Origin of the sequence: Aureispira sp. CCB-E (assembly GCF_031326345.1) — a bacterium.
Classification (GTDB): Bacteria; Bacteroidota; Bacteroidia; order Chitinophagales; family Saprospiraceae; genus Aureispira.
Genome location: NZ_CP133671.1, coordinates 3,108,668 through 3,127,861, shown reverse-complemented (window position 1 = coordinate 3,127,861; position 19,194 = coordinate 3,108,668). Strand labels below are relative to the sequence as shown.

The 19,194-nt window shown below is 39.4% G+C and carries 29 protein-coding genes; 27 read left to right on the top strand and 2 right to left on the bottom strand.

Annotated elements, in window-relative coordinates:
• Nucleotides 1-11: 11 nt before the first annotated feature.
• The 8 genes from QP953_RS11835 to QP953_RS11800 all read left to right on the top strand — a co-directional run bounded on the left by QP953_RS11835 (nucleotide 12) and on the right by QP953_RS11800 (nucleotide 5,629).
• Nucleotides 12-359 carry a helix-turn-helix domain-containing protein gene (locus tag QP953_RS11835; RefSeq protein WP_052600289.1) on the top strand — a complete coding sequence of 116 codons (348 nt, stop codon included), beginning with the start codon at nucleotides 12-14 and terminating at the stop codon, nucleotides 357-359.
• 233 nt (nucleotides 360-592) lie between these two features.
• A complete protein-coding gene (locus QP953_RS11830) occupies nucleotides 593-2,080 on the top strand; it encodes a hypothetical protein (protein WP_052600384.1) in 1,488 nt (495 codons plus the stop codon).
• A gap of 2 nt (nucleotides 2,081-2,082) precedes the next feature.
• Nucleotides 2,083-2,568: a hypothetical protein gene (locus QP953_RS11825; RefSeq protein WP_309555179.1), complete on the top strand. Its 486-nt coding sequence runs from the start codon at nucleotides 2,083-2,085 to the stop codon at nucleotides 2,566-2,568.
• Nucleotides 2,565-2,942, top strand: a complete 378-nt coding sequence (locus QP953_RS11820; protein WP_309552740.1) for a hypothetical protein — start codon at nucleotides 2,565-2,567, stop codon at nucleotides 2,940-2,942. Before QP953_RS11825 ends, QP953_RS11820 begins: the two co-directional genes overlap by 4 nt.
• 35 nt (nucleotides 2,943-2,977) lie before the next feature.
• A complete protein-coding gene (locus tag QP953_RS11815; RefSeq protein WP_309555178.1) occupies nucleotides 2,978-4,102 on the top strand; it encodes a hypothetical protein in 1,125 nt (374 codons plus the stop codon).
• A gap of 147 nt (nucleotides 4,103-4,249) precedes the next feature.
• Nucleotides 4,250-4,471, top strand: coding sequence for a hypothetical protein (locus QP953_RS11810; protein WP_309552783.1), 222 nt, complete (start codon nucleotides 4,250-4,252; stop codon nucleotides 4,469-4,471).
• Between the two features lie 120 nt (nucleotides 4,472-4,591).
• Nucleotides 4,592-4,720: a hypothetical protein gene (locus tag QP953_RS11805; RefSeq protein WP_255351982.1), complete on the top strand. Its 129-nt coding sequence runs from the start codon at nucleotides 4,592-4,594 to the stop codon at nucleotides 4,718-4,720.
• Between the two features lie 3 nt (nucleotides 4,721-4,723).
• On the top strand, nucleotides 4,724-5,629 hold the full coding sequence (locus QP953_RS11800; RefSeq protein WP_309555176.1) for an LPD1 domain-containing protein: 906 nt from the start codon (nucleotides 4,724-4,726) through the stop codon (nucleotides 5,627-5,629).
• Between the two features lie 583 nt (nucleotides 5,630-6,212).
• Here the strand turns inward: QP953_RS11800 and QP953_RS11795 are convergent.
• Nucleotides 6,213-7,307: a tetratricopeptide repeat protein gene (locus QP953_RS11795; protein WP_309555175.1), complete on the bottom strand. Its 1,095-nt coding sequence runs from the start codon at nucleotides 7,305-7,307 to the stop codon at nucleotides 6,213-6,215.
• A 220-nt stretch (nucleotides 7,308-7,527) separates the two neighbouring features.
• Here QP953_RS11795 and QP953_RS11790 point away from each other — a divergent pair, with 220 nt between their 5' ends.
• The 19 genes from QP953_RS11790 (at nucleotide 7,528) to QP953_RS11700 (ending at nucleotide 17,995) form a co-directional block, all read left to right on the top strand.
• Complete coding sequence (locus QP953_RS11790; RefSeq protein WP_309552779.1) at nucleotides 7,528-7,797, top strand: hypothetical protein; 270 nt, start codon at nucleotides 7,528-7,530, stop codon at nucleotides 7,795-7,797.
• A gap of 227 nt (nucleotides 7,798-8,024) precedes the next feature.
• Nucleotides 8,025-8,969 carry a hypothetical protein gene (locus tag QP953_RS11785; RefSeq protein ID WP_309555173.1) on the top strand — a complete coding sequence of 315 codons (945 nt, stop codon included), beginning with the start codon at nucleotides 8,025-8,027 and terminating at the stop codon, nucleotides 8,967-8,969.
• Entirely contained in the window at nucleotides 8,962-9,660 is a 699-nt protein-coding gene (locus QP953_RS11780) for a hypothetical protein (protein ID WP_309554581.1), read from the top strand. The genes QP953_RS11785 and QP953_RS11780 overlap by 8 nt, the downstream gene beginning before the upstream one ends.
• Before the next feature lie 2 nt (nucleotides 9,661-9,662).
• Entirely contained in the window at nucleotides 9,663-10,103 is a 441-nt protein-coding gene (locus QP953_RS11775; RefSeq protein WP_309552725.1) for a hypothetical protein, read from the top strand.
• 53 nt (nucleotides 10,104-10,156) lie between these two features.
• Entirely contained in the window at nucleotides 10,157-10,564 is a 408-nt protein-coding gene (locus tag QP953_RS11770) for a hypothetical protein (protein ID WP_309552723.1), read from the top strand.
• 19 nt (nucleotides 10,565-10,583) lie between these two features.
• Complete coding sequence (locus QP953_RS11765) at nucleotides 10,584-11,177, top strand: N-acetylmuramoyl-L-alanine amidase (protein ID WP_309555172.1); 594 nt, start codon at nucleotides 10,584-10,586, stop codon at nucleotides 11,175-11,177.
• On the top strand, nucleotides 11,174-11,779 hold the full coding sequence (locus QP953_RS11760) for a hypothetical protein (RefSeq protein WP_309555171.1): 606 nt from the start codon (nucleotides 11,174-11,176) through the stop codon (nucleotides 11,777-11,779). The genes QP953_RS11765 and QP953_RS11760 overlap by 4 nt, the downstream gene beginning before the upstream one ends.
• A gap of 342 nt (nucleotides 11,780-12,121) precedes the next feature.
• Nucleotides 12,122-12,472: a hypothetical protein gene (locus QP953_RS11755; protein WP_309555170.1), complete on the top strand. Its 351-nt coding sequence runs from the start codon at nucleotides 12,122-12,124 to the stop codon at nucleotides 12,470-12,472.
• Nucleotides 12,460-13,149 carry a hypothetical protein gene (locus QP953_RS11750; RefSeq protein ID WP_052600386.1) on the top strand — a complete coding sequence of 230 codons (690 nt, stop codon included), beginning with the start codon at nucleotides 12,460-12,462 and terminating at the stop codon, nucleotides 13,147-13,149. The genes QP953_RS11755 and QP953_RS11750 overlap by 13 nt, the downstream gene beginning before the upstream one ends.
• A 139-nt stretch (nucleotides 13,150-13,288) precedes the next feature.
• Complete coding sequence (locus QP953_RS11745) at nucleotides 13,289-13,552, top strand: hypothetical protein (RefSeq protein ID WP_156039973.1); 264 nt, start codon at nucleotides 13,289-13,291, stop codon at nucleotides 13,550-13,552.
• Entirely contained in the window at nucleotides 13,549-13,911 is a 363-nt protein-coding gene (locus QP953_RS11740; RefSeq protein WP_309555169.1) for a hypothetical protein, read from the top strand. The genes QP953_RS11745 and QP953_RS11740 overlap by 4 nt, the downstream gene beginning before the upstream one ends.
• A gap of 2 nt (nucleotides 13,912-13,913) precedes the next feature.
• Nucleotides 13,914-14,279, top strand: coding sequence for a hypothetical protein (locus QP953_RS11735; RefSeq protein WP_309555168.1), 366 nt, complete (start codon nucleotides 13,914-13,916; stop codon nucleotides 14,277-14,279).
• Nucleotides 14,260-15,303, top strand: a complete 1,044-nt coding sequence (locus QP953_RS11730) for a hypothetical protein (protein WP_309555167.1) — start codon at nucleotides 14,260-14,262, stop codon at nucleotides 15,301-15,303. The genes QP953_RS11735 and QP953_RS11730 overlap by 20 nt, the downstream gene beginning before the upstream one ends.
• Nucleotides 15,304-15,332: 29 nt before the next feature.
• Nucleotides 15,333-15,764, top strand: coding sequence for a hypothetical protein (locus tag QP953_RS11725; RefSeq protein WP_309555165.1), 432 nt, complete (start codon nucleotides 15,333-15,335; stop codon nucleotides 15,762-15,764).
• A 72-nt stretch (nucleotides 15,765-15,836) separates the two neighbouring features.
• Complete coding sequence (locus QP953_RS11720; RefSeq protein WP_052599934.1) at nucleotides 15,837-16,076, top strand: hypothetical protein; 240 nt, start codon at nucleotides 15,837-15,839, stop codon at nucleotides 16,074-16,076.
• A gap of 1 nt (nucleotide 16,077) precedes the next feature.
• Entirely contained in the window at nucleotides 16,078-16,455 is a 378-nt protein-coding gene (locus tag QP953_RS11715; protein WP_309555163.1) for a hypothetical protein, read from the top strand.
• A 14-nt stretch (nucleotides 16,456-16,469) separates the two neighbouring features.
• Complete coding sequence (locus QP953_RS11710; RefSeq protein WP_309554587.1) at nucleotides 16,470-16,670, top strand: hypothetical protein; 201 nt, start codon at nucleotides 16,470-16,472, stop codon at nucleotides 16,668-16,670.
• 42 nt (nucleotides 16,671-16,712) lie between these two features.
• On the top strand, nucleotides 16,713-17,375 hold the full coding sequence (locus tag QP953_RS11705) for a glycosyl hydrolase 108 family protein (RefSeq protein ID WP_309555161.1): 663 nt from the start codon (nucleotides 16,713-16,715) through the stop codon (nucleotides 17,373-17,375).
• On the top strand, nucleotides 17,372-17,995 hold the full coding sequence (locus QP953_RS11700; RefSeq protein WP_309555159.1) for a glycoside hydrolase family 19 protein: 624 nt from the start codon (nucleotides 17,372-17,374) through the stop codon (nucleotides 17,993-17,995). Before QP953_RS11705 ends, QP953_RS11700 begins: the two co-directional genes overlap by 4 nt.
• A 68-nt stretch (nucleotides 17,996-18,063) precedes the next feature.
• Here the strand turns inward: QP953_RS11700 and QP953_RS11695 are convergent, their stop codons facing one another.
• Nucleotides 18,064-19,188, bottom strand: coding sequence for a WG repeat-containing protein (locus QP953_RS11695; protein WP_309555158.1), 1,125 nt, complete (start codon nucleotides 19,186-19,188; stop codon nucleotides 18,064-18,066).
• Nucleotides 19,189-19,194 lie beyond the last annotated feature (6 nt).

Sequence of the window (19,194 nt, the reverse complement as noted above, 5' to 3'; positions counted from 1 at the left end):
TTAAGATTAATATGATGGATCAAAACTTTGTAGAAGCATTAAAACTACAGCTCAAAGCAGAACTTCGAGCAGAACTTCGGGAAGAACTAAAAGAGGAAGTAAAGGACGAAATTAAGGAGGAAGTGAAGGAGGAGTTCAAAGAAGAGCTGAAACTCTTACTCATCAAAGACAAGAGCATTATCAATACAGCTGAAGCGGCACACTTACTAGGCTTACAGCCTAGAACTGTAAGAAAGCTCAATGAGGAAGGGAAACTCAATGGACGCAAGTACAAAAAAAGCGGCTATTTGTTTTTTGTAAAACAAGAAGTGGAGGATTATCAGACCGATAACCTTCGGCATGCGGCTTCGTTTCCGTAGCAACATTTTATTCATTGGATTGGGTGCAAGTGGTTTGTACCCAATCTTAAAACCCTACAACCACATCAAAACGATCAGGCGGGGAAGATTGTCTATCCGCAGCAATCAAAGGAGTTCGACTCTCCTTCTGGTCACAGGGTAGCAAGTTTTTACTTGTATAGTTACGGCGACTTATATGCCGAGGTACAGCTGCAAGGCTGTGCCATTTTTTAAGCTTTAAACAGAATAACAATATGGCGCAACACGCCCAATTTTTAACCAAGTTTCATCAATTCTCTATCTACGATCTACTGGACCGAAAAGCCAGCTTGGAAAAGATTTATGATTTGATGGAGATCTATCAACGAAAGTGGCTTCGTACGCACAAACGAGGTGGTATGGTTTCTAGTGTACACGATGTCCTACAAGCAATCTTGTCGCTGATGCCTCGCACCATGGAAGCCATGAAAACCGAGCAGCCCAATGTTTTTGATTGGTCGATACACCAACAAGAATTCTTTTGCTTTGCCAACAACGAGTACCTGGCCACGATGGTCAACCAGCAAGCCGCTCGTCCCCTACTCCAAATTAGTGGGCGCACGGTGCGCTCTTGTATTCAAAAGCTCTTAGAGGCTAAAATTTTGGTGCAGAAGGTCAACTTTATGCACACAGGAAAAGCGTATCCTTTGCCCATGCATGAGGATCCTAGAGGACGTGGAAAATTTAAGTTGATTCTGAATTATGAGTTGCTAGTTTGGGGCGAAATAGAGGCAAATGAAGCCTTGGGCTCCTCTCGTTCTGATGCTGCTCAGCCCCTTGATGCTGCGGATAGAAGGACATCTTTTCCGCAGATGTCTATACTAGATAATATAGATACTTTAAAACAATATAATACAACACCAACAGGAGTTGTGGATAAGGCTTCTGCTAGCGCAGAGCTAAATCACAAGATTATCTCAGGTGCAGAGCAGGGAAGCAAGTCAATTTCCAATTGTCCTCCAAATCTTTTGCCGAACAATTTTGTGCAAAAAGTCTTCATTCCGAGCAGCAACAAAGAAGATTTTTTGGCTCGTCAGCTCTTTGAGCAAGCTCGAGTCGCACTTTGGGGCGGCAAAAATTTCAATGTCGCTCAAACAGAGCAAGCCGTTGACCTGCTCCGCTCGCATTTGCGCTTGGTAGAGGATCATGTGCGCCTGTTTCGCAAACAAAAGCTCGAGCAATTCAAGGATTCTGCTTATTTCAAAGGTTTGGCCAAGAATCCAAAGTATCAATGGAAGATGTTGAACGAGTGGTTTGCCAAAAAACTGCCCAATATTGAGCTATCGGCTCTTAGAATTGTGTCCGAAGCCATTCAAAAACAACGAGAAAATGCTTTAAAGAATGATTATATGGACAAAATCTTTGCGCCAACTCAATATTTCATTTCTAAGCATTGGGATCGTGCACTGGGCTATTCTAAAGATGATTTTAATACTATCTATACCAAGTTTAGTCCCAAAAATCGAAGCCTCTCTTATTATCAAATGGTGATGGAGCAAATCAACCAAGCACATACTTCAGCCTTGCAAGCCTTACAGGATGGTAAGACACCGTATGCAATGCGTGTCACCGAAAAAGCCTGGAGAAAATTGAGGGGCATGATTGCACAAGCACCTCCCTGTATGAGTGCCGCTCAAAAACAAAAACTCATTCGAAAATTCAAAGATCGTTTACAACCTATTTTTTCAAATCAACTCTCTTAATTATGGCTAGTAGTACCAAAACCGAATTTAAAATCAAAAGAGATTCTTTAAGTTATTTATTAATCAAAACACCAGGTAACCCCACCCCAATCAAACGCTATTCGTTGGATGCTAAAACCCCTCAAAACCCAAGCTTGGGCATTCATCGCTTGGAGCGTGTTTTTCTTAAAGGAAAAGTATTTGAATGGGCGGTTTTGTATGATAACAAAACGGGTAAAATCAACGCTTATTACCACCCTCAAAAGCAGGATCAAGCCTTGAGTAAAGAAGCTTTTCAACAGCTCTTAGGCAGCATTAAGCTAAAGCTTTATATCATTTACAAAGCGGCTTACAAATTAAAAACAGGTCGCACCAAAGGCTTGAGTATGCCAATTGAACGACTGGATGAAACGCCTCAATATTGGAATCAAGACGTAGAGCGGATTATGGTCTACCAAAACGGACAACACACGCATAATTTTATCAAAGGACAATTTTTTAGAGTATGACCTATTATCAAGCCATTGAGCAAATCAAGGTTCTACATATTCCAATCAAACTGACTTTGAAAGATTGGATCTACTTGGCAAAAATGCTGCTCCCCTTCTCTGCTCCAGAGCCTGCGGATGATTTTATACAAAAAGGTTGGAGAGCTGCCTTAATTCAGATTATTATCAAAATCAGCAAACGACAGGAGAAACACTGGCAAAACGAAGCTAAAATCTATCGAATCCAACTCACACCAACAGAAAAATATGCTTTGGAAGAGCTGCTTTACAACGACGACCCAAGTGATCTTTATTTAAGGACGATCTTCTACGAAATCAAAGTACAATTGGAACAATTTGACCAGCATAAAAAAAGGATCCCTAGCGGCAACTAGGGACCCTCTTAGACAAATTCTTAAAAAACAAATTTATGACATCTTTTGCAGAAAATCCACACAACAAGCAGCGTAAAGTTCAAAATTACGCCATTTTCAATTGGTCTTTAAACAAGACATTAGAACAGAAATTTGAACACAAAAACTTTGCCCATCGTTTTGCTTGGGCAAATCGAGCCTTTTTAGGCATGGGCGTGATTGCACAGTTGGCAAGTTTAACCACGGCATTCACCATGCTTTCTTATCTATTTCTCAACATTCATTGGGTGATTCGAATCGCTTGCTCCATTGCTTTAGTGGTTATGATTGAGGTCATCAAACGAGAATCAACCGATGATGTGATGAAGGGCTTATTTCAGTACAAAGAAGTTGAAAAGTTCTCTGCTCTCTTGGCAATCGTAGCGGTTGGGGCGAGTATTTACATTTCGATAGAAGGCGCTAAAATTCTCCCTTCCCTACTGGTTGAAGAAGCGACTCCTCAAGCACCTGTTTTAAAATCTTCTGAAGGGATTGTTTCTGATTATGATAATCGAATGGCAGCGCTCGAGATACAACGGGATAATTTTCGGAATACTAGGTTGTACAAAGGGCGCTTGGCTCGAAAAGATTCTAAAGTGGTCCAAGAATACAATGAAAAGATTGAAGCGACTCAAGCACAAAAAGACGCTGCTCTAGCGGCTCTTTTACTCGAGAACCAAGTCATCGAACAAAAGGCATTGGAGGATTTTGAATCTAGGAAATCTACCATGACTTTGGAGCGAGAAAAATTGAGTACACAATTGGTTCGAGCAGCTATTGGTTTTGAGTTGTTGTTTCTACTTTCGATGGGCTTTTCTTGGTGGTATTATACCGAATGTGAGAAGGAGAAAAAGGAAGGGAATATTGCTCAAGTAGCAGCTGCTTATACTCCTTCTTCGGTTCAAGAGGAAGAAAAAATCCAAGTTCCAGAAGATGCTCATCAAGCTCCTAGCATCAATAAAATAGGCTTCATTAATTATGAAGAAGTGGAACAAAAACAACTTCAAGAAATAGAAAAAGTAAAGAAGGAATATACTCGTATTTGCCCTCAATGTGGTACGGGTTTTATTCACAAATCCCACAACCATACTTATTGTACTCGTAGCTGTATGCTTGATGCTCGAGAACAACGAGCAGAATGAGAAGCCCTATTTTACTAAGAATTACTGCAGTAGTAAAACACCAAACTGCTGCAGTAAAATAAATGATATTATTTTATTCAAACACCGATAAACACTAGTGTACTGCAGCAGTAAAAAAAATACTACTGCAGTAAAAAACTATCTTTTATGGTCAAACAAAACGATGTTTCTATACTGCAGCAGTTGCTTAAAAAACTACAGCAGAAATTAGAAAAAGAACAGCAAAAATTAACTCAAATGAAAGGAAGTAAGAATCCTTTACAATTGCTTTGTCAAGAACAACAAATTTGCTTGTTAAAAACAAAAATTAAAAGCACTCAAACTTATTTGCAGCAGCTGAGACCAAAAGCCTCCTCAGCAAAAATATAGAAAAAATCAACCTTTAAAATTTACGCCATTAGTTCCTAGTGGCGTTTTTTATTGCCTTGTTTTTTGCATTCAAAGTCCGTATTTTAGGGGCTTTCATTCTTTCATCAAATCCAAAAACACATGAAAAAACTAAAAAAAACCAGAGCTAAATTACACCCTGACGAGCAAATTGTTGGACGAGGGGTTCCCTTATCCATGCTCAACCAAAAGAAACTAAAACGATTAGGAAAACTTAAAAAAAGACGCTAAACCATGAAAATTGTAGATACTTTAAGTCCAGAAGGAGGCTCTAGAGCCGAACGATGGTGGGAAGATCAAGGTTTTGTAGAATTGTATCAATTCTTTCGAAAAGGAGCGATGGAAAAACGCTTTTATGACAAGCTCAAAGATGTTCGAACGGTGCACGAAGTCTTTCAATTGAGGGGCTATCAGTTTGGTAACTGGGTAACGCATGAAGACCGTTTTAATTATTTAGCTGCTCTAGGTATTTGTTTGTATGACTTAAATCGAGTGTTGCGATTCAAAGGAAACAACCTTGGTTTGGACAAAACATTGGGCATTGCCTTTGGAGCTCGAGGGGTAAAGGGCGCTTTAGCCCATTATGAACCCTCTACCAATATTATCAATCTCACTCGTTACTACGAAGAGAACCGTTTTGATGAACCTACCGAGAAAAAAGTCCGCTTTGTCTTTTCGGGCGGCGTGGGATCCTTTGCACATGAGTATGGTCATTTCCTAGATTACTTTTTTGGTGCTCGAATAGAAAACCATCCCAAAATCTATGCGCTATCTGATGGTCGCTCGACAGATCCTAGACGCATCAATTACGATCCCGCTAAAATGCCCATGCGTTACTGGATGGAGGAGATTCTAGAAAAGGCGTATTGGGACAAGAGCAAAACAGCGGATTCTAGTTATGTGAGACGTATTCGAAAAGCAATTCCTAAACAATATCTAGATTACTTCTTGAGAAGAAATGAAATCTTTGCTCGGCTCTTTGAGCAGTATGTTGGTTACAAACTCCAGGAGATGAAGATTCAAAATATCTTTTTGACCAAAACGAAGTATCATGCTATCCAATATATGACACCTACTGAGTTAAAAACAGTGGTGCCTTTGTTTGATAAGTTGCTGCTGCAGATGCGGAAACATTTTTAGAGGGCTTCCCATTTTAGGTTCTATTTTCAAAATAGAATAAATTATAACATAATTAAATATATAAAACCCTTATTATTAAATATTTTTATTTCTTGGCATTGCTTTGGCATTTATAGTAAGTGTATCAAAAGTGATCATAACTAACTAAGAATAAATTTGGGTTTTAATTACTGCGTGAGTGCGCAAGCGCAGTTGGGGTGATTTAGGACTTGTACGAATGGGAACCTGCAAAGCTCATGGAGCGAAGCGGAATAATACGTACAAGTCCAATCTTTCACCACTAAACCTTCTAAAGATAAATTTGGGTTTTAATTGGGGTGATTTAGGACTTGCATGAATGGGAATACATGCAAGTCCAATCTTCAACCGCTAAAACTTCTAAAGATAAATTTGGGTTTTAATTACTGCGTGAGTGCGCAAGCGCAGTTGGGGTGATTTAGACCTTACATGGATGGGAATACATGTAAGGTCTTTTATTTTTACTAAAGACTAATACCTTTAATAAAAATAAAATAAGGGACATAAGGTAATCCATTTATAATCTTCATAAAATATAACTAATTACTATATCCTTTGGTTGTTTTTAATTTATATTTTCCCTGTCATCATTATATCCAAGCTCATCAGCTTTCGCTAAATATATTTTTGATTTTTCAGGCTCGCTAAGTTTGTGAAATATAAGCCCTAAATAATAATAAACATGAGCGTTTGATTCATCTAAACTTTTTGACTGCGTACAATCTTTTAGTGCATCTAAATATAACCCTAATTTATATTTTGAAAAACCTCTATTGTTGTAAGCAAAAGCAAAATTAGGATTTATATTTATTGCATCATCACAATCTTTAATAGCCTTATTATAATATCCTTGTTTAATGTAAATATACGCTCTGTTGTTATAAGATAAACTATGGTTTTTATCAATTGAAATTGCTTTATCATACTCACTTATAGCTTTATTGTATTTTTTCATGTCTGAGTATATGATTCCTCGATTATAGTATAAATAAGGGTCTTTTGAATAAATTTTTTCAGCTATATCGTAATCGTTAAGAGCTTCTTGAAGTTCTTTATTTTCTGTTTTTATGAGAGCTTTATAGAAATGTGCATCATAGTAATTTTCATCAAGCTCAATGGCTCTGTTTAAATCGAATTGAGCTTTAGTGAATAGTGTTAATTCATAGAAAATTAAAGCCCGATTAAAGTAGGCTACTTTATCTTCATTATTTAGGGATATCACTTTAGAATAATCAACTAATGCCCCTTCCTTATCATTTATCTGATTTTTAGAATAAGCCCGATTAAAATAAGAATTTTCATCCTTTGGATTAATTAGAAGATTTCTACTGTAATCTTCTATTGCTTTTTCATGGTTTTCTAATCTAGCGTAAGAACATCCTCGATTGTGATATGCATCTTCAAGTATTGGATGTATTTCTAAAGATCTGTTATACTCAATTATAGCACCCTCATAATCTTCATTGCTAAATTTTTCATTTCCTTTCTCAAATAAGTTATAGGCAATAGAATAATTTGCATCTTTGTATTTATTATTTTGAGAGTTATGTATCCTCTTTTCACGTTCTAGGCTTTTAATTTTTAATTCTTTATAGGGAGAATCATTTGAGCTAAGAACATTTTTAACTGTAGAATATAGCCTGTTTATAAAATGTATCATTATTAAAAAATTGAGAGTTTAGTTGTAACTAACTACAATATATACAATTTCAATATTAGGCAATACACTTCTTATTGAGAATTTATAAATTAAATTATATCAACCAACCTACAAATATACGCCACAAAATTCCCCTGCCTCAGCAACAAAACTTTCCAATACCAAACACATACAATACTTTTACAGATATAAAATATTCTATTCTAAAAAAAAGTAACGTATGAAAAAACAACAACTGGGCAATGCCCAAACCGACCATCCACAACCGATTGACAAAACAATTGTGGTAGGCTTAATTGAAGCACAAATCCAAAAACTAGAAGCCCACGAAATTCGCATTCTCAACAACGGTATTTTTGAAGACGATTGGCTGGAGACAGACGAAAATCAAGCGATGGCAGATAACTTTTCTTTGGCAGCACACGCCACCAATGCCACCCTTATTATGGAGTTAAAATCCTTGTGCAAAAAAATCCAACAACTGACTTAAAAAACGATTTTCAAACTGACGTAGAAACTGGATTAGAAACTGCTCAGAAACTGGCTAGAAATTAACAAAAACTGCGTCTACTGGCTCTACTAGCACAAAAACTAATTTTCAAACTGCTTAGAAATTAAGCAGAAATTAGCTAGAAACTGCTCAGAAATTAAACAGAAATTAAACAGAAACTGCCATAGAAACTACTAAAAATTATTACAAAAATAACCTCAAAAAAAATGGAAAACAAGCAACCAAATACCACCTATGATTTGGAAGAGGAGCTGCGCCAACAGCTGCTGGAGCAAGCCAATAACAAGGATTTGACCACCGATCTAGACGAAGAGGAAGAACTAGATTTTGAAACCGCAAAAGACCTAGAGCAAAAATCAACAAAAACCGCCTCTACTGACTCTACTGGCACAAAAACTGATTTTTCAGAAGTAGAAACTGCTGCAGAAACGGCAGAAAATAATTCTGATACCCTAGAGCAGCTCGAAGAAGGTTGGGAGGAAGAGCCTATCATTGAAATTGAAGAAGATCCACTGGATGGATATGTTCAAGAACCACCCAAAACTAACCCTGTTGAAGAAATCAAAAAAGCAACAGGCTCGAGTAGCAAAAATCTCAAAAACTTGGCAGAGCTGGGAGAAATTGCCTTCACCTATATTGACCTAGCCAAAGCTCAATTGTGTAGCTCTATTAGTGGGCAGTATGTGGCGGAATATACGGCAGATGAAAAAGCAAAAAAAGTCTTAATTGCTGCCGTTCAAGAATACTTGAGCACTCAAGAAATTAAAGCCCCCACACCTTTGATGACGCTGCTCTTGGCAGTGGGTACTTGGGCAGCGGCTGGTTTTGGAGCTGCTTTTTGGCATCGTTATCAAATCAAACAAATGGAACCAAAAAAAGAAACGGCTTCTTCAGAAATTACTCAAGAAGAAATGGTGGAAGACAACCAGGAGCAGGGACAGCCAAGCTCTGATTTTTCCCATTTAAAAGAATATCAGGATGGGCGCAAATTATTCAGCATTCACAAAACAACAGGGACCTACAAACACCTTCCCAACAATACTTATTGCGCTATTGATGTTGCCGATGAAGTTCCCAGTCCTGAAATTCAAGCCTTGATTGACCAAGGAAAAACGAATCCTGAAATTAGAGCAATTATTTACGATGAGTAAGCCTACAACCACGACAATAGACCAACACCATCCGTTCTTTTTAGCCTATTTTGGAAAACCCCATTCAGGAAAGACCTACGATCTACAGCAATTTGCATTAAGGTGTAATCGACCCACTATTTTTGTGTACAACTCAGGTTGGGACAAAGATTGGGTGGGCTATGAATTGATTGAATTGTGGTCGGATAAAAAAGAACAGGAGCTTTATTTTTCTTACAAAGGCAAAGATTATGTCTTTGAAAAGCACTTTATGAAAAAGTTTCGAGGCAAGAAAGTCAAAGCCATGATGGCAGACGAAAAACTAACCGAGATGCTTTTGTACAAACGCCTTTCTCGTAAAGGTTACGAAGGGCTGTTTTTTATTATTGACGATGCCACCAATATTTTGACCTCTACCTTGACCCAAGCACAAAAAGCTTGTTTCTATCGAGCCAAACATGTGGGCATCTGGTTTGCCTTGGTTTTTCACGATCCCAATATGTTTCCCAATGGTGCTTGGGGAGCTTTGACCAAAGCCAAGTTTTTTAAAAACAATGTGGCACCACCGACTCAAAAGAGTAAAATCATTCCACACTTTAGAGAAATTATGAAAGCTTACAAAGTTCTTAAAGAGGCTCCAAAATACAGCTATTGCACCTTGATTATGGACACAGGCGATTTATCTTATACACCTTTTAAAAACAAAAAATAACGATGCTAAAAACCTTGCTTAAACTGAATCTGCCAACGCTGCAGAAAAACCTAGAAGCCATTGTTGAAGATTTGCTCACAGAAGTAGCGGATCAACACCAATGCAATCCCTTTGATTTGCAACTGATCTTAACCAAAGTCGAGCAGCAAGCACTTGGAAAAATCTATGATTCTGACAACAACTGCTTGCATCAATTAAATGCAGCTCAATTGTTAGAAGACTTATTTTATCTCCAGCTGGAGCAATTGCCTGCTGTTGTCCAAAAATTGGTTCAAAAACAGGTTGGCACCATCAATATCCAGGACTTTATTATCGAACAGCTCGAAACAATGAATCTTTTGATTCGATACAACGACGCTTGTCAATTGCAATTATTTAAAATTACCACGGCAGGCACCGATCCAATTGATCTAACGGCTTTTTTTGCTAACTTAGAGCTGTAGTTTTTTATTTTTATAATCGTCCTTTTTATCATTTTTAAACACACATACATTTTATGAATCGTCAGGGCAATAACTTGACCATTCATCCACCCATTTCCTCCAAGCTCCTAGGTCGCTATCGACACAAAAAAGGCATTTATGTCATTCGGTTAAAAGACCAGGTCATTTATATTGGCAACTCGGTTAATATCTACAAATCAGGCTTGCGCCTCTTTCAAAAAGGGGGCGTTTTACAAGCCATTCCAGTCCAAAAGGTCAGCTTTGAAATTCTATTGACCAGCATGCGCTTATCATCGGTAGAGATGGTGCTCAAACGGCATTTTCAACCCCAATACAACTACATTGGTAAATTGCCCAACCATCAATCTACTTACGAAAAAAAGCAGATCCAACGCATTCAAAACATTTATTTTAGTCAGAGCCGCTTTAGCGTTGAAGGAGCTCGACCATCTAATACTTAACCCCAAAACTAACGTTATCATGTCTTGCATTCCAATTATCAGCAATGGGCATGGTGGTTTGATTGGCAACGTCTACCAAACAAAGGGCAAACGCTCTCCTGTTTGGTCTGACGGTGCGGTTCTTTATGAAGGAGAATTTAATCGAGCCATCAAAAACCGTTTGTTAGAACTGCTCCATTTTAAAGGCATTCCTTATTATGATTTGGTGCCAGAGCAGCACGACATTCATCGGAGTGTTCGAGTTGCTCGAGCGAATCGTTTTCATGCCCAATACAAAAATACCTTTTTACTCGACTTGCATTCCAATGCAGGAGGAGGCAAAGGATCGGAAGTTTTTATCTCCAGTGCTGCCAGCAGCTCCAGCTTGGCTTTAGCGCATTGGTCTCAAGCCTTGTTTGTCCAACATTTTCCAGAAAGTACGTTTCGAGGCATCAAACGCAGGAATTTTGATTTGGTACATTTGACCAACATGCCCGCCATTCTCTTGGAGCATTTTTTTATGGACAATGAGCAAGAATGCAGAACCTATTTAATGACAACCAAAGGACGAGATCGGATTGCCGCTTATACCTTGGCAATTATTGAAGCCTACCTTAAATACCATCATTCATGAAAGATAAGTTACAATTTGCTTTGATTTTGGGACTCTTTGCTTATGTGATTTTCCTACAGCAATGCAAGCAAGGATCTAGTTTGAGTAATCAACAAACAATTCGAATGGATACGACGATTGTTCTAGATACGATTTTGCCAGCTCCTGTTATCGTGCAGTTACCTCGTCAAGCTGTTCCTGAGCCTAGGATTATTTATGTCGATAGTTTTAGAAATATCGTTGAATCAGAACTTATTGATACAAGTAAACATGTCGCTACAAAGCTTTATAAAGATAGTTTAGAGGATGATAATTTGACCTTGTATTATGAATCTTTGGTAGATGGGCAGCTCCTGCAGAATGAGCTGGATTATAAACTAAAAATACCAAAGCAGATTACCAAAACCATTCGTATTAATACACCTGTTCCTATGCCTACCAATGGACTCTTTTTGAATGCTGGGGTGGGTGGTAATATCAATAGCTTTTCTAGTGTAACTCTTGGGTTGCAATTTGTCTCTAAGAAAGGTTGGGCACTCGGTTATGATTATGATGTCTTGCAAAAGGTGCATCAAGTTAGATTGGGGGTTCGTTTGCTGCCTTTTAAGAAACGAAAACAGTAAAAGCGTAATTTCAGGCGTATATTTTTTTCGGTCCTCTTTTTAATCCGTTTAACTGCCGTTTGTTCAAGGTTGTTTTTAATCCAAAAAGCCGCTTTAAAGTTGCTAGAATTACGCCTCTTTCAACCTTGAATGCTTCGTTCATATTCGTTTTTTTAGCATTTTTTACCGCATCTTTGTCTTGTCAAAAAAGCAGCCTAATTACTTCCTAAAACCCTTGTTTTTATTATGCTCATCCCTGATGAATCCAAACACACCCTCATTATCAAACCCGATTACCTTGGCGTTGGTGTCATTGGATTGGTGGTTTTACTAATCCTGATTATCAACAAAAAACTCCTCTAAATGAAAGCGCTTCTTAAATCGGTTTTTACCAGTTTGTTAAGCCTGTTTAATGTCGGGATCTATTGCTCGGATGGCGTGGATAGTTTGTTGCAACAATTGCACTTTTTAGAACTCGAAAATCAAGCCAATGAAATCCTCCGATTGTATGCCTTGATAGAGTATCAAAACCAATTGATCCTTGCCTTAGATGCCTTTAGAACGGGTTTAATGTTCCTTTCCTTGCTCTTTCTTTTTATCCTCAATTTTGCCCTCTTCAAACGCTCTTATCTATGGGCAATTAAGAAAGTCCAAACTGCTTATTCTTTTATTACTACCAAACTCAAAACGAAACTTAGAAAATGGCGAATGTAAAACGTATTTATGCCCCTTTCACCAAAGATTTATGCATGGCGAGCCCTTGGGCTTATGTCGATGGTGAATTATCCTATCGTCCTCTACCTGCTGGGACTGTTGAGCAGGAATTAATCACCGATGTCCAAAAAGCAGGTGGTATTGTTGATGCCAACTATTCTATCTTGGTTCAAAAACAAGGCAGCGACGAACAAGGACAATTGGAATTGACCTTGCTTTTGTCCGATGAAAAAAAGGAAGATGGCAGCTATAAATTTCCAGAAAAAGCCATGGTGAAGATTGGTATTGATGGCGATAGCCCTGAAATTTTCCCTGGTGATCATGCTGACTTTTTGATCGGCTTGGAAATTGGTGGAACCTATGGTCCTGGTACCTTACAAACCATTGCCCAATTGGCTCGTCAAGGCAAACAATTGGTCATTAATGGCATGCACATTGATGCGGACAACGACAAACATTTTACCGCTAAAATGGTCGAGCGTCAATTCAAACACGATGGTTCTAGCATGGGCGACCGAAATATTTTGTATCCCAAATCGTTGGCTAGTGACGAACAAACCACCATTCGAGTCCTAGCAGACATTGACGTCACCTTAGATGGCTTTGGCTATTTAGAAGTGCCTATTTATCGGGGCATTGGTGCCAACATCACCCTAGATACCACCTTCACCAAATAACACCAACCCTCCTTTAACCCTTAAAGCCAAGTTGCGGGAAGACCTCCCCCGTACTTTTTAGGATCTCCTCCTTGTTGCTCGACCCATCAAAAGGAATTGTCTTCCCTCATGCAACTTGGCTTGTTTTAATGCTTTTTCTATGGCAGGTTCTGTTTTTGAATCCATCTCCACAGGTGATATTGGCATCTTGGATGGTGGTTTAAATATTGGCACCCAAGGACTGTCCAACAAAGACCTCAAAGTCATTTTTGGCTCCTTGGCTCAAGCACAAACGGCTCAGGCTAGCCAACAACTGCAAGTTCAACAACGGCGGGATCAACTGCTCATCATTAGCGCCTCTGTTGTTGTTTTATTGCTGCTTCTACTCCTTCTTTTCTTTTACTCCAAACACCCTACATCATGAGTCTAGGTACCCTTTCTGAATCTCGTATGGCAACGGCTCCGATTGCAACGATTACCACCACTGCAATGCCTTCTGTTCCTGATCCCAAACCCACTAAAAACACTCCTCAGGTATTAGAAAATACGGTCAACCCAACTACGACCAACTCCAACAATGAGAATTTGGTCAACCCATCCAATCCAACTCTTAGTACGACTACCACCACAGTACCAACAACAACGCCAACGCCCACACCAACAGCAACACCCAACAAACCTTGTGGTTATTGCACGGCTAAAAGCATCACAGGGCTTGCGCTGCAAATCAGCATCGTTCTTTTTATGTTGGCACTTTCTTTTCACTTCGTTAAAAAAGTATAACCATGGCTTGTGAAGATCCTAATGCCCCCCTCTTTATGGCTTGCCATTTAGAAGGGGAAGGCACGGTGAGTGAAGACCGAAACAAAAATCAAAACAACAACAACGCTAACAGCGACTCCAATCAAGCGTCCAACAAAAAACCACAAAATGCCGCTGATATTATCAATGCCAGTGCCAATGGTTTGGACAGCATTACAGGCTTCTTAGGATCCTTGATGGGCAAACCCAGTCCGTCCACTCCAACCTATGTGCCTGCTCCTGATCCTCCCCCCAAACCTTCGCCCTGGTTGATTGGAGGCGTCATTGGTGGAGTTGTCTTATTAATCGCCCTATTAATCTTTTTTAAGCATGGAAAATCCAACGAATAAAACACCCTTATTGGTCATTGGTTTGCTGCTCATTCTAGCCCTTGGCGGTTGGGCGGTTTGGGCGGTACTCCGTCCTAAAAAAGAAGAAGAGCCCACTGTTACCACCAAAAAAGAAACCGCTGCTTCAACGCCAGTGGTTACAGGACGCAACAATGTCTCCAGTCAAAACACAGGTTTGACCAAAGAACAGATTGCCTTTTTATTTGGTCATAACAATTCTAGTTTTAACAGTGGCAACACAGGCAACGAAAACCAACCCAAACAAAAAGAGCCGCTTTACATCAAAGGCACTCGAGCACAAGCTTTGATTACTGCCAAAGCAGAGCATTTACAATCCAAAGTAGCGGTCATGGACATCATTCGTGCTAAGTACGATATTGGCAGGGAGTTGATTAAATTCAACTCCGATACACAAAAAGCCATTGACCAGCTCTTTGACAAAGTATCTGGCGTGGACGTCCATTCGGATCCTGCCAAGCGTTATTTGACCTTCCCGATTTATGGCAAACACGAATCACAAGGACCTGCCCTAAGATCGGATTTACAAAAGCTCTTGGATAGGGGCTGGGAGGGCTTAAATCTCAGCAACAAACGAGATCCCACCATGCCTTGGTGGTTGCCCTCGGTACAATTGAATTTGCTGCTAGGAACAACCGTTTCAACCACCATTAGTGCCGATAATATTTGGTGGTATTGGGGACAACGCAGCGAGTTGGACTTTTTTAAAGATTTTAATGGGCATCAAGTGGATGATCGTTGGTTGGTCAAAGTGAACGACAACGGCAAAGCCGCTTATCCTGCAGGGAATCTCTATACTTTTGTGCAGCGCTGGGTGGAAGCCATTGATCAGCTCAACAAAGTAACCGAATGGGAAGCCATCCGAACCTTAACCGCTCCAACCTCCAAAGGGGGCGATGGGTGGCTGTTTACCTATCTAGATCCTGAGACAGGAACGGACTACAGCAAGAGCTATGATCCGCAAGATAGTCGTACCAACGATGCCCTTGATCTTATTTTAACTTAATTCAAACTTCCCCTAAAAAGCCCATTGTTATGGAAAACAAACACCTATTTTTAGGCGCTGGGGCACTCCTGGCAATTGCTCTTGCTTATCTGATTGGTAAACGCCAAAAGAAAGCGGTGGAGCAACGAGAAATTGATGTGACGGTCAATCTCCAAGACGAGCATGGACAAACAGTGGTTTATGATCCAAATCCTTTGCTTGTTCGACTCAACAAAGGGTTGATCACTCGATATTACTTTGATTTTTCGGAGCGTTGCAATCCCATCAAAGAGCTCTATGATTTGGATCCTGCTCGTTTTATGGCAACGGTCAAAGCCTACAAGGTCAAATATGGCGTGGACATCACCATTCCTATGAAAGCTTGTCATGTGGATTGTAATCTAAAAACAGGCATCAACAGCTTGAGTTACTTTGACTTGATTTATCAACGCATCCATCAATTGCAAGCCGTGACAACTTAACGATGCGTAACACTACGTTTAGAGTTGTTTCTACTTATTCTTAATACCTTCTTTATAAAATCATCAACTAGCATGTTATCAAAACCTTCGTATAAAATAGCGGGCATTTTCTTTGTTGTGGCTCTTTTGGGAGTGGGCACTTTCTTCTATCTCAAGAAAAAGAAAGCCGAAAAACAAGCAGCTGAAAAAGCAGCTCCAAAGAAAACGACCAACAAAGATTTAACTAAAAATGCCCCTGCGCCTCAAACCACCAGCGCTCAAGCCAAAAACTTGGAAGTAGCAGGAGGAGAAAACCAAGATCAACCCATTTAACATGAAAGAAAAACTGATCCAATATCAAAAACCACTCCTTGCCGTTGGTTTGTTGGTGCTCTTGCTTGTCTTGTATTTTTATCGACATCGCCTTTTTAAAGGAACCCTTTTAACAGGTTCCAAACCAACAGCGGTTTCTAATAATACAACTACCTCTAATCCTGAAAGCCTCCTCCTAAAAAAAGGCAGTCAAGGAGAACAAGTGCGACAGCTGCAACAGCTCTTAAATCAAGAACATCAAAAACACGCTCCAACCTTCATTCCTCTACTAGAAGAGGATGGCATCTTTGGAGATAGAACCGAGCAAATGCTCCTTCGATACACCCAACAAAAGAGCATTACTTTAGCTCAATTGCAGACCAATCTTGCAGCCGCTTAAAACAATCTAAACCCATGTTTTTATTACTTCCTTTTTTATTAGGTGCTGGTAGTACAGGCTATTGGTGGTGGTCAAGTCAAGAGCAAAAAGAACCTTCTTTGACACAAGAACTCTTTGACCTACTCAAACCTATTTTGCTTGTGCTCCTTGTCCTTTTATTTTTTCGTTGGCTCTATGCCCAATCTACTCCAGCAACTCCAGCACCAAGCGCTTGAGTTGCTGTTGCTTTTTCAAAACCGCTTCAAAAACCTCTTCCTATGGCTAGTTTCAACAGTTGGATGCTGCCCACCAAACGACGGTGGCGGCGTATCATGGCAGGTTATCAGGATCTGTACAACGACAAGGGCAATTGGTCATCCAATCAAGTCGGGGTGGGGACCTTGATTGGTACCAATCGAAGTATTGCCGCTCCGACACTCATTGCCTGGCGTGGGCGCATGGTCTCTAAAGCAGAAATGGAGGCATTGTCTATTGGGGAAGCCATGCAGATTTACAAGGTTCAATATTGGGATAAGATCCAAGGCGACTTGATCCAGAGCCAAGCCCTTGCGGATATTTTAGCAGATATGAAAAGCTCCGCTGGAGGCAATGCCATCAAAGAAATGCAGCGCACCCTTAATGATTTGGGAGAGCGCCTTTCGGTGGATGGTGCTTTTGGGGTGGCTTCTGTTCAGGCGCTCAATCGGCAAATCCTACGAGTAGGGCAGGCTCGTATTTTTAATGCTTTTAGACAGCGAATGATTGCTTATTACAGGCGTATTAATAGTCCTTATGAAAGGCAATTGATTGACTCCTTGAATCGGGATTATCCTGCTATGAAAACCGATTGGACTCGAGTGGCAGTGACGGTTGGAGTGGTTGCGACAGCTGGTGCTTTAGTTGCCTATGGTATTTATCAGTATCAACAAATTCAAACATGAAAAACAACACTACGTTAAAATGGATGGGCGGTGCTATACTGCTCTTTTTACTCCTTCTCCTGGTTATTAAAATTCGCTTAAAACTGGCTCAAGAAAAAGCCATCCAAACTTGTGAAAATGCTTTTGGCTATATGGATGCAACCCAACAGGATTCTATTCGGAAGATTGTGACGGCTTTCCATCGTTATGGCGATGGAGATAAAAATAAGCTGGCTTATATCTTGGCAACGGCTTGGCATGAAAGTCACTTTCGTCCTGTCCAGGAACGGCGTGCGACTCCTAGCCAAACGGAGCTGTATAACCGTCAAAATCAATATTGGTCCTCGGGTTATTTTGGACGGGGTTTTGTTCAATTGACTTGGAAGGAGAATTATCAAAAGATGGCTCGGGTCTTTCGGGTGGATTTTGTCAATCAGCCTGATCTAGCACTGCAACCAACTTATGCGGCTCGTATTTTGGTTTATGGCATGATGCAGGGTTCTTTTACGGGGCTTGCTTTGAAGGATTTTATTAATGCGAAACGCCAGGACTTTTATAAGGCGAGGCAGGTGGTCAATCGTTTGGATCGAGCTGGGAAGATTGCTGAGTATGGGAAGTTGGTTGTTAATGACTTTGTTTAATATTCGTTCTTAACTTCCTAACTCTAGGAATCATACAATAATATCCTTCTAACGGTTACTTTAAAATATTAAAACCTACAATTACAGGTCGTAGAATATAAGTAATCAAATCTACTTATAGCAATAACATCTTCCCACTTTTCACCTAACTTACACCTCTTAACCCATATCCCTTGTTTATTAACATATCCCCAATCCCCATCCTTTTTCACAATAGCAAGCCCATTACAATAACTATCCCAAATTTCATCAAACTGAGGCTCAACACACCACTTCCCTAATGTATCTATAAAACCCCAGACCTCACCCTTAGAGCTTTGAATAGAAGCTCCTGCAACTCCTTCGCTAAAAAAAAGTACAGAACGATAAATTGGAGGAATCACAACCTCTCCCTTTTCATTCAAGAATCCACTATAGACTCTATTATTCTTATCTTTAGAAAAACCTATTCTAGATTCTTTACATTCATCCAAACCTCTATGTTCTGGAGGAATGACAAAAACAGTTGCTAAATTCTCATCAATGACAATATTCTTTCCATTTTTAATAGCAGTTGCTATTCCATCACTAAACGGACCTATATAATCAAATGAATCAAGGGGCTTAAGATTATTGGTAGAAATATGAAACTGAACCATTCCTGAATCTGTATAAAAAAACATATTCTCTTTAGTAGAAGCATAAAGAACCCCTTCTCTAACAACCTTAACCGTATCGCCTAATGTATTCAATATAATAGAGTTACCATTTTCTAAACAGACAAATAAACCTCCTTTAAGTACCTTTCTTAACGATTTAGGTTTTTCATATACAACATTCCCTTGCTTTGAAATTAGGTACTCTTTAGAAATACCCATAGAGTCAGCTAGATCTACAATTGCATATCCATTAAAAAACGGCTTAGCATGCCTAAAAGTAGGTTTAATTTTCCATTCTCCATTTAACTTTATATAACCATATAGACTATCTTTAACGACAGAAGCAATACCTTCTGTAAAATAATTAGCATGCTTAAATTGTGGTTCTACGATTGTTTCCCCTTTATTATTCATATATCCATATAGCCCTGTAGAATCTTTAAATGGGAATATAAATAGATAACTATTATCCTCTACTTTATCCAAGGCTCGTTGACAACCTAACAAAATGACTAATAAAACAACTATGTAGCTACTATTTTTTTTAGAGATCATTTTTTA

Bases quoted from the DNA above. Each gene is read 5' to 3' on its own strand.
- QP953_RS11835 (WP_052600289.1), top strand. From the start codon at position 12: ATGATGGATCAAAACTTTGTAGAAGCATTAAAACTACAGCTCAAAGCA.
- QP953_RS11830 (WP_052600384.1), top strand. From the start codon at position 593: ATGGCGCAACACGCCCAATTTTTAACCAAGTTTCATCAATTCTCTATC.
- QP953_RS11825 (WP_309555179.1), top strand. From the start codon at position 2,083: ATGGCTAGTAGTACCAAAACCGAATTTAAAATCAAAAGAGATTCTTTA.
- QP953_RS11820 (WP_309552740.1), top strand. From the start codon at position 2,565: ATGACCTATTATCAAGCCATTGAGCAAATCAAGGTTCTACATATTCCA.
- QP953_RS11815 (WP_309555178.1), top strand. From the start codon at position 2,978: ATGACATCTTTTGCAGAAAATCCACACAACAAGCAGCGTAAAGTTCAA.
- QP953_RS11810 (WP_309552783.1), top strand. From the start codon at position 4,250: ATGGTCAAACAAAACGATGTTTCTATACTGCAGCAGTTGCTTAAAAAA.
- QP953_RS11805 (WP_255351982.1), top strand. From the start codon at position 4,592: ATGAAAAAACTAAAAAAAACCAGAGCTAAATTACACCCTGACGAGCAA.
- QP953_RS11800 (WP_309555176.1), top strand. From the start codon at position 4,724: ATGAAAATTGTAGATACTTTAAGTCCAGAAGGAGGCTCTAGAGCCGAA.
- QP953_RS11795 (WP_309555175.1), bottom strand. From the start codon at position 7,307: ATGATACATTTTATAAACAGGCTATATTCTACAGTTAAAAATGTTCTT.
- QP953_RS11790 (WP_309552779.1), top strand. From the start codon at position 7,528: ATGAAAAAACAACAACTGGGCAATGCCCAAACCGACCATCCACAACCG.
- QP953_RS11785 (WP_309555173.1), top strand. From the start codon at position 8,025: ATGGAAAACAAGCAACCAAATACCACCTATGATTTGGAAGAGGAGCTG.
- QP953_RS11780 (WP_309554581.1), top strand. From the start codon at position 8,962: ATGAGTAAGCCTACAACCACGACAATAGACCAACACCATCCGTTCTTT.
- QP953_RS11775 (WP_309552725.1), top strand. From the start codon at position 9,663: ATGCTAAAAACCTTGCTTAAACTGAATCTGCCAACGCTGCAGAAAAAC.
- QP953_RS11770 (WP_309552723.1), top strand. From the start codon at position 10,157: ATGAATCGTCAGGGCAATAACTTGACCATTCATCCACCCATTTCCTCC.
- QP953_RS11765 (WP_309555172.1), top strand. From the start codon at position 10,584: ATGTCTTGCATTCCAATTATCAGCAATGGGCATGGTGGTTTGATTGGC.
- QP953_RS11760 (WP_309555171.1), top strand. From the start codon at position 11,174: ATGAAAGATAAGTTACAATTTGCTTTGATTTTGGGACTCTTTGCTTAT.
- QP953_RS11755 (WP_309555170.1), top strand. From the start codon at position 12,122: ATGAAAGCGCTTCTTAAATCGGTTTTTACCAGTTTGTTAAGCCTGTTT.
- QP953_RS11750 (WP_052600386.1), top strand. From the start codon at position 12,460: ATGGCGAATGTAAAACGTATTTATGCCCCTTTCACCAAAGATTTATGC.
- QP953_RS11745 (WP_156039973.1), top strand. From the start codon at position 13,289: ATGGCAGGTTCTGTTTTTGAATCCATCTCCACAGGTGATATTGGCATC.
- QP953_RS11740 (WP_309555169.1), top strand. From the start codon at position 13,549: ATGAGTCTAGGTACCCTTTCTGAATCTCGTATGGCAACGGCTCCGATT.
- QP953_RS11735 (WP_309555168.1), top strand. From the start codon at position 13,914: ATGGCTTGTGAAGATCCTAATGCCCCCCTCTTTATGGCTTGCCATTTA.
- QP953_RS11730 (WP_309555167.1), top strand. From the start codon at position 14,260: ATGGAAAATCCAACGAATAAAACACCCTTATTGGTCATTGGTTTGCTG.
- QP953_RS11725 (WP_309555165.1), top strand. From the start codon at position 15,333: ATGGAAAACAAACACCTATTTTTAGGCGCTGGGGCACTCCTGGCAATT.
- QP953_RS11720 (WP_052599934.1), top strand. From the start codon at position 15,837: ATGTTATCAAAACCTTCGTATAAAATAGCGGGCATTTTCTTTGTTGTG.
- QP953_RS11715 (WP_309555163.1), top strand. From the start codon at position 16,078: ATGAAAGAAAAACTGATCCAATATCAAAAACCACTCCTTGCCGTTGGT.
- QP953_RS11710 (WP_309554587.1), top strand. From the start codon at position 16,470: ATGTTTTTATTACTTCCTTTTTTATTAGGTGCTGGTAGTACAGGCTAT.
- QP953_RS11705 (WP_309555161.1), top strand. From the start codon at position 16,713: ATGGCTAGTTTCAACAGTTGGATGCTGCCCACCAAACGACGGTGGCGG.
- QP953_RS11700 (WP_309555159.1), top strand. From the start codon at position 17,372: ATGAAAAACAACACTACGTTAAAATGGATGGGCGGTGCTATACTGCTC.
- QP953_RS11695 (WP_309555158.1), bottom strand. From the start codon at position 19,188: ATGATCTCTAAAAAAAATAGTAGCTACATAGTTGTTTTATTAGTCATT.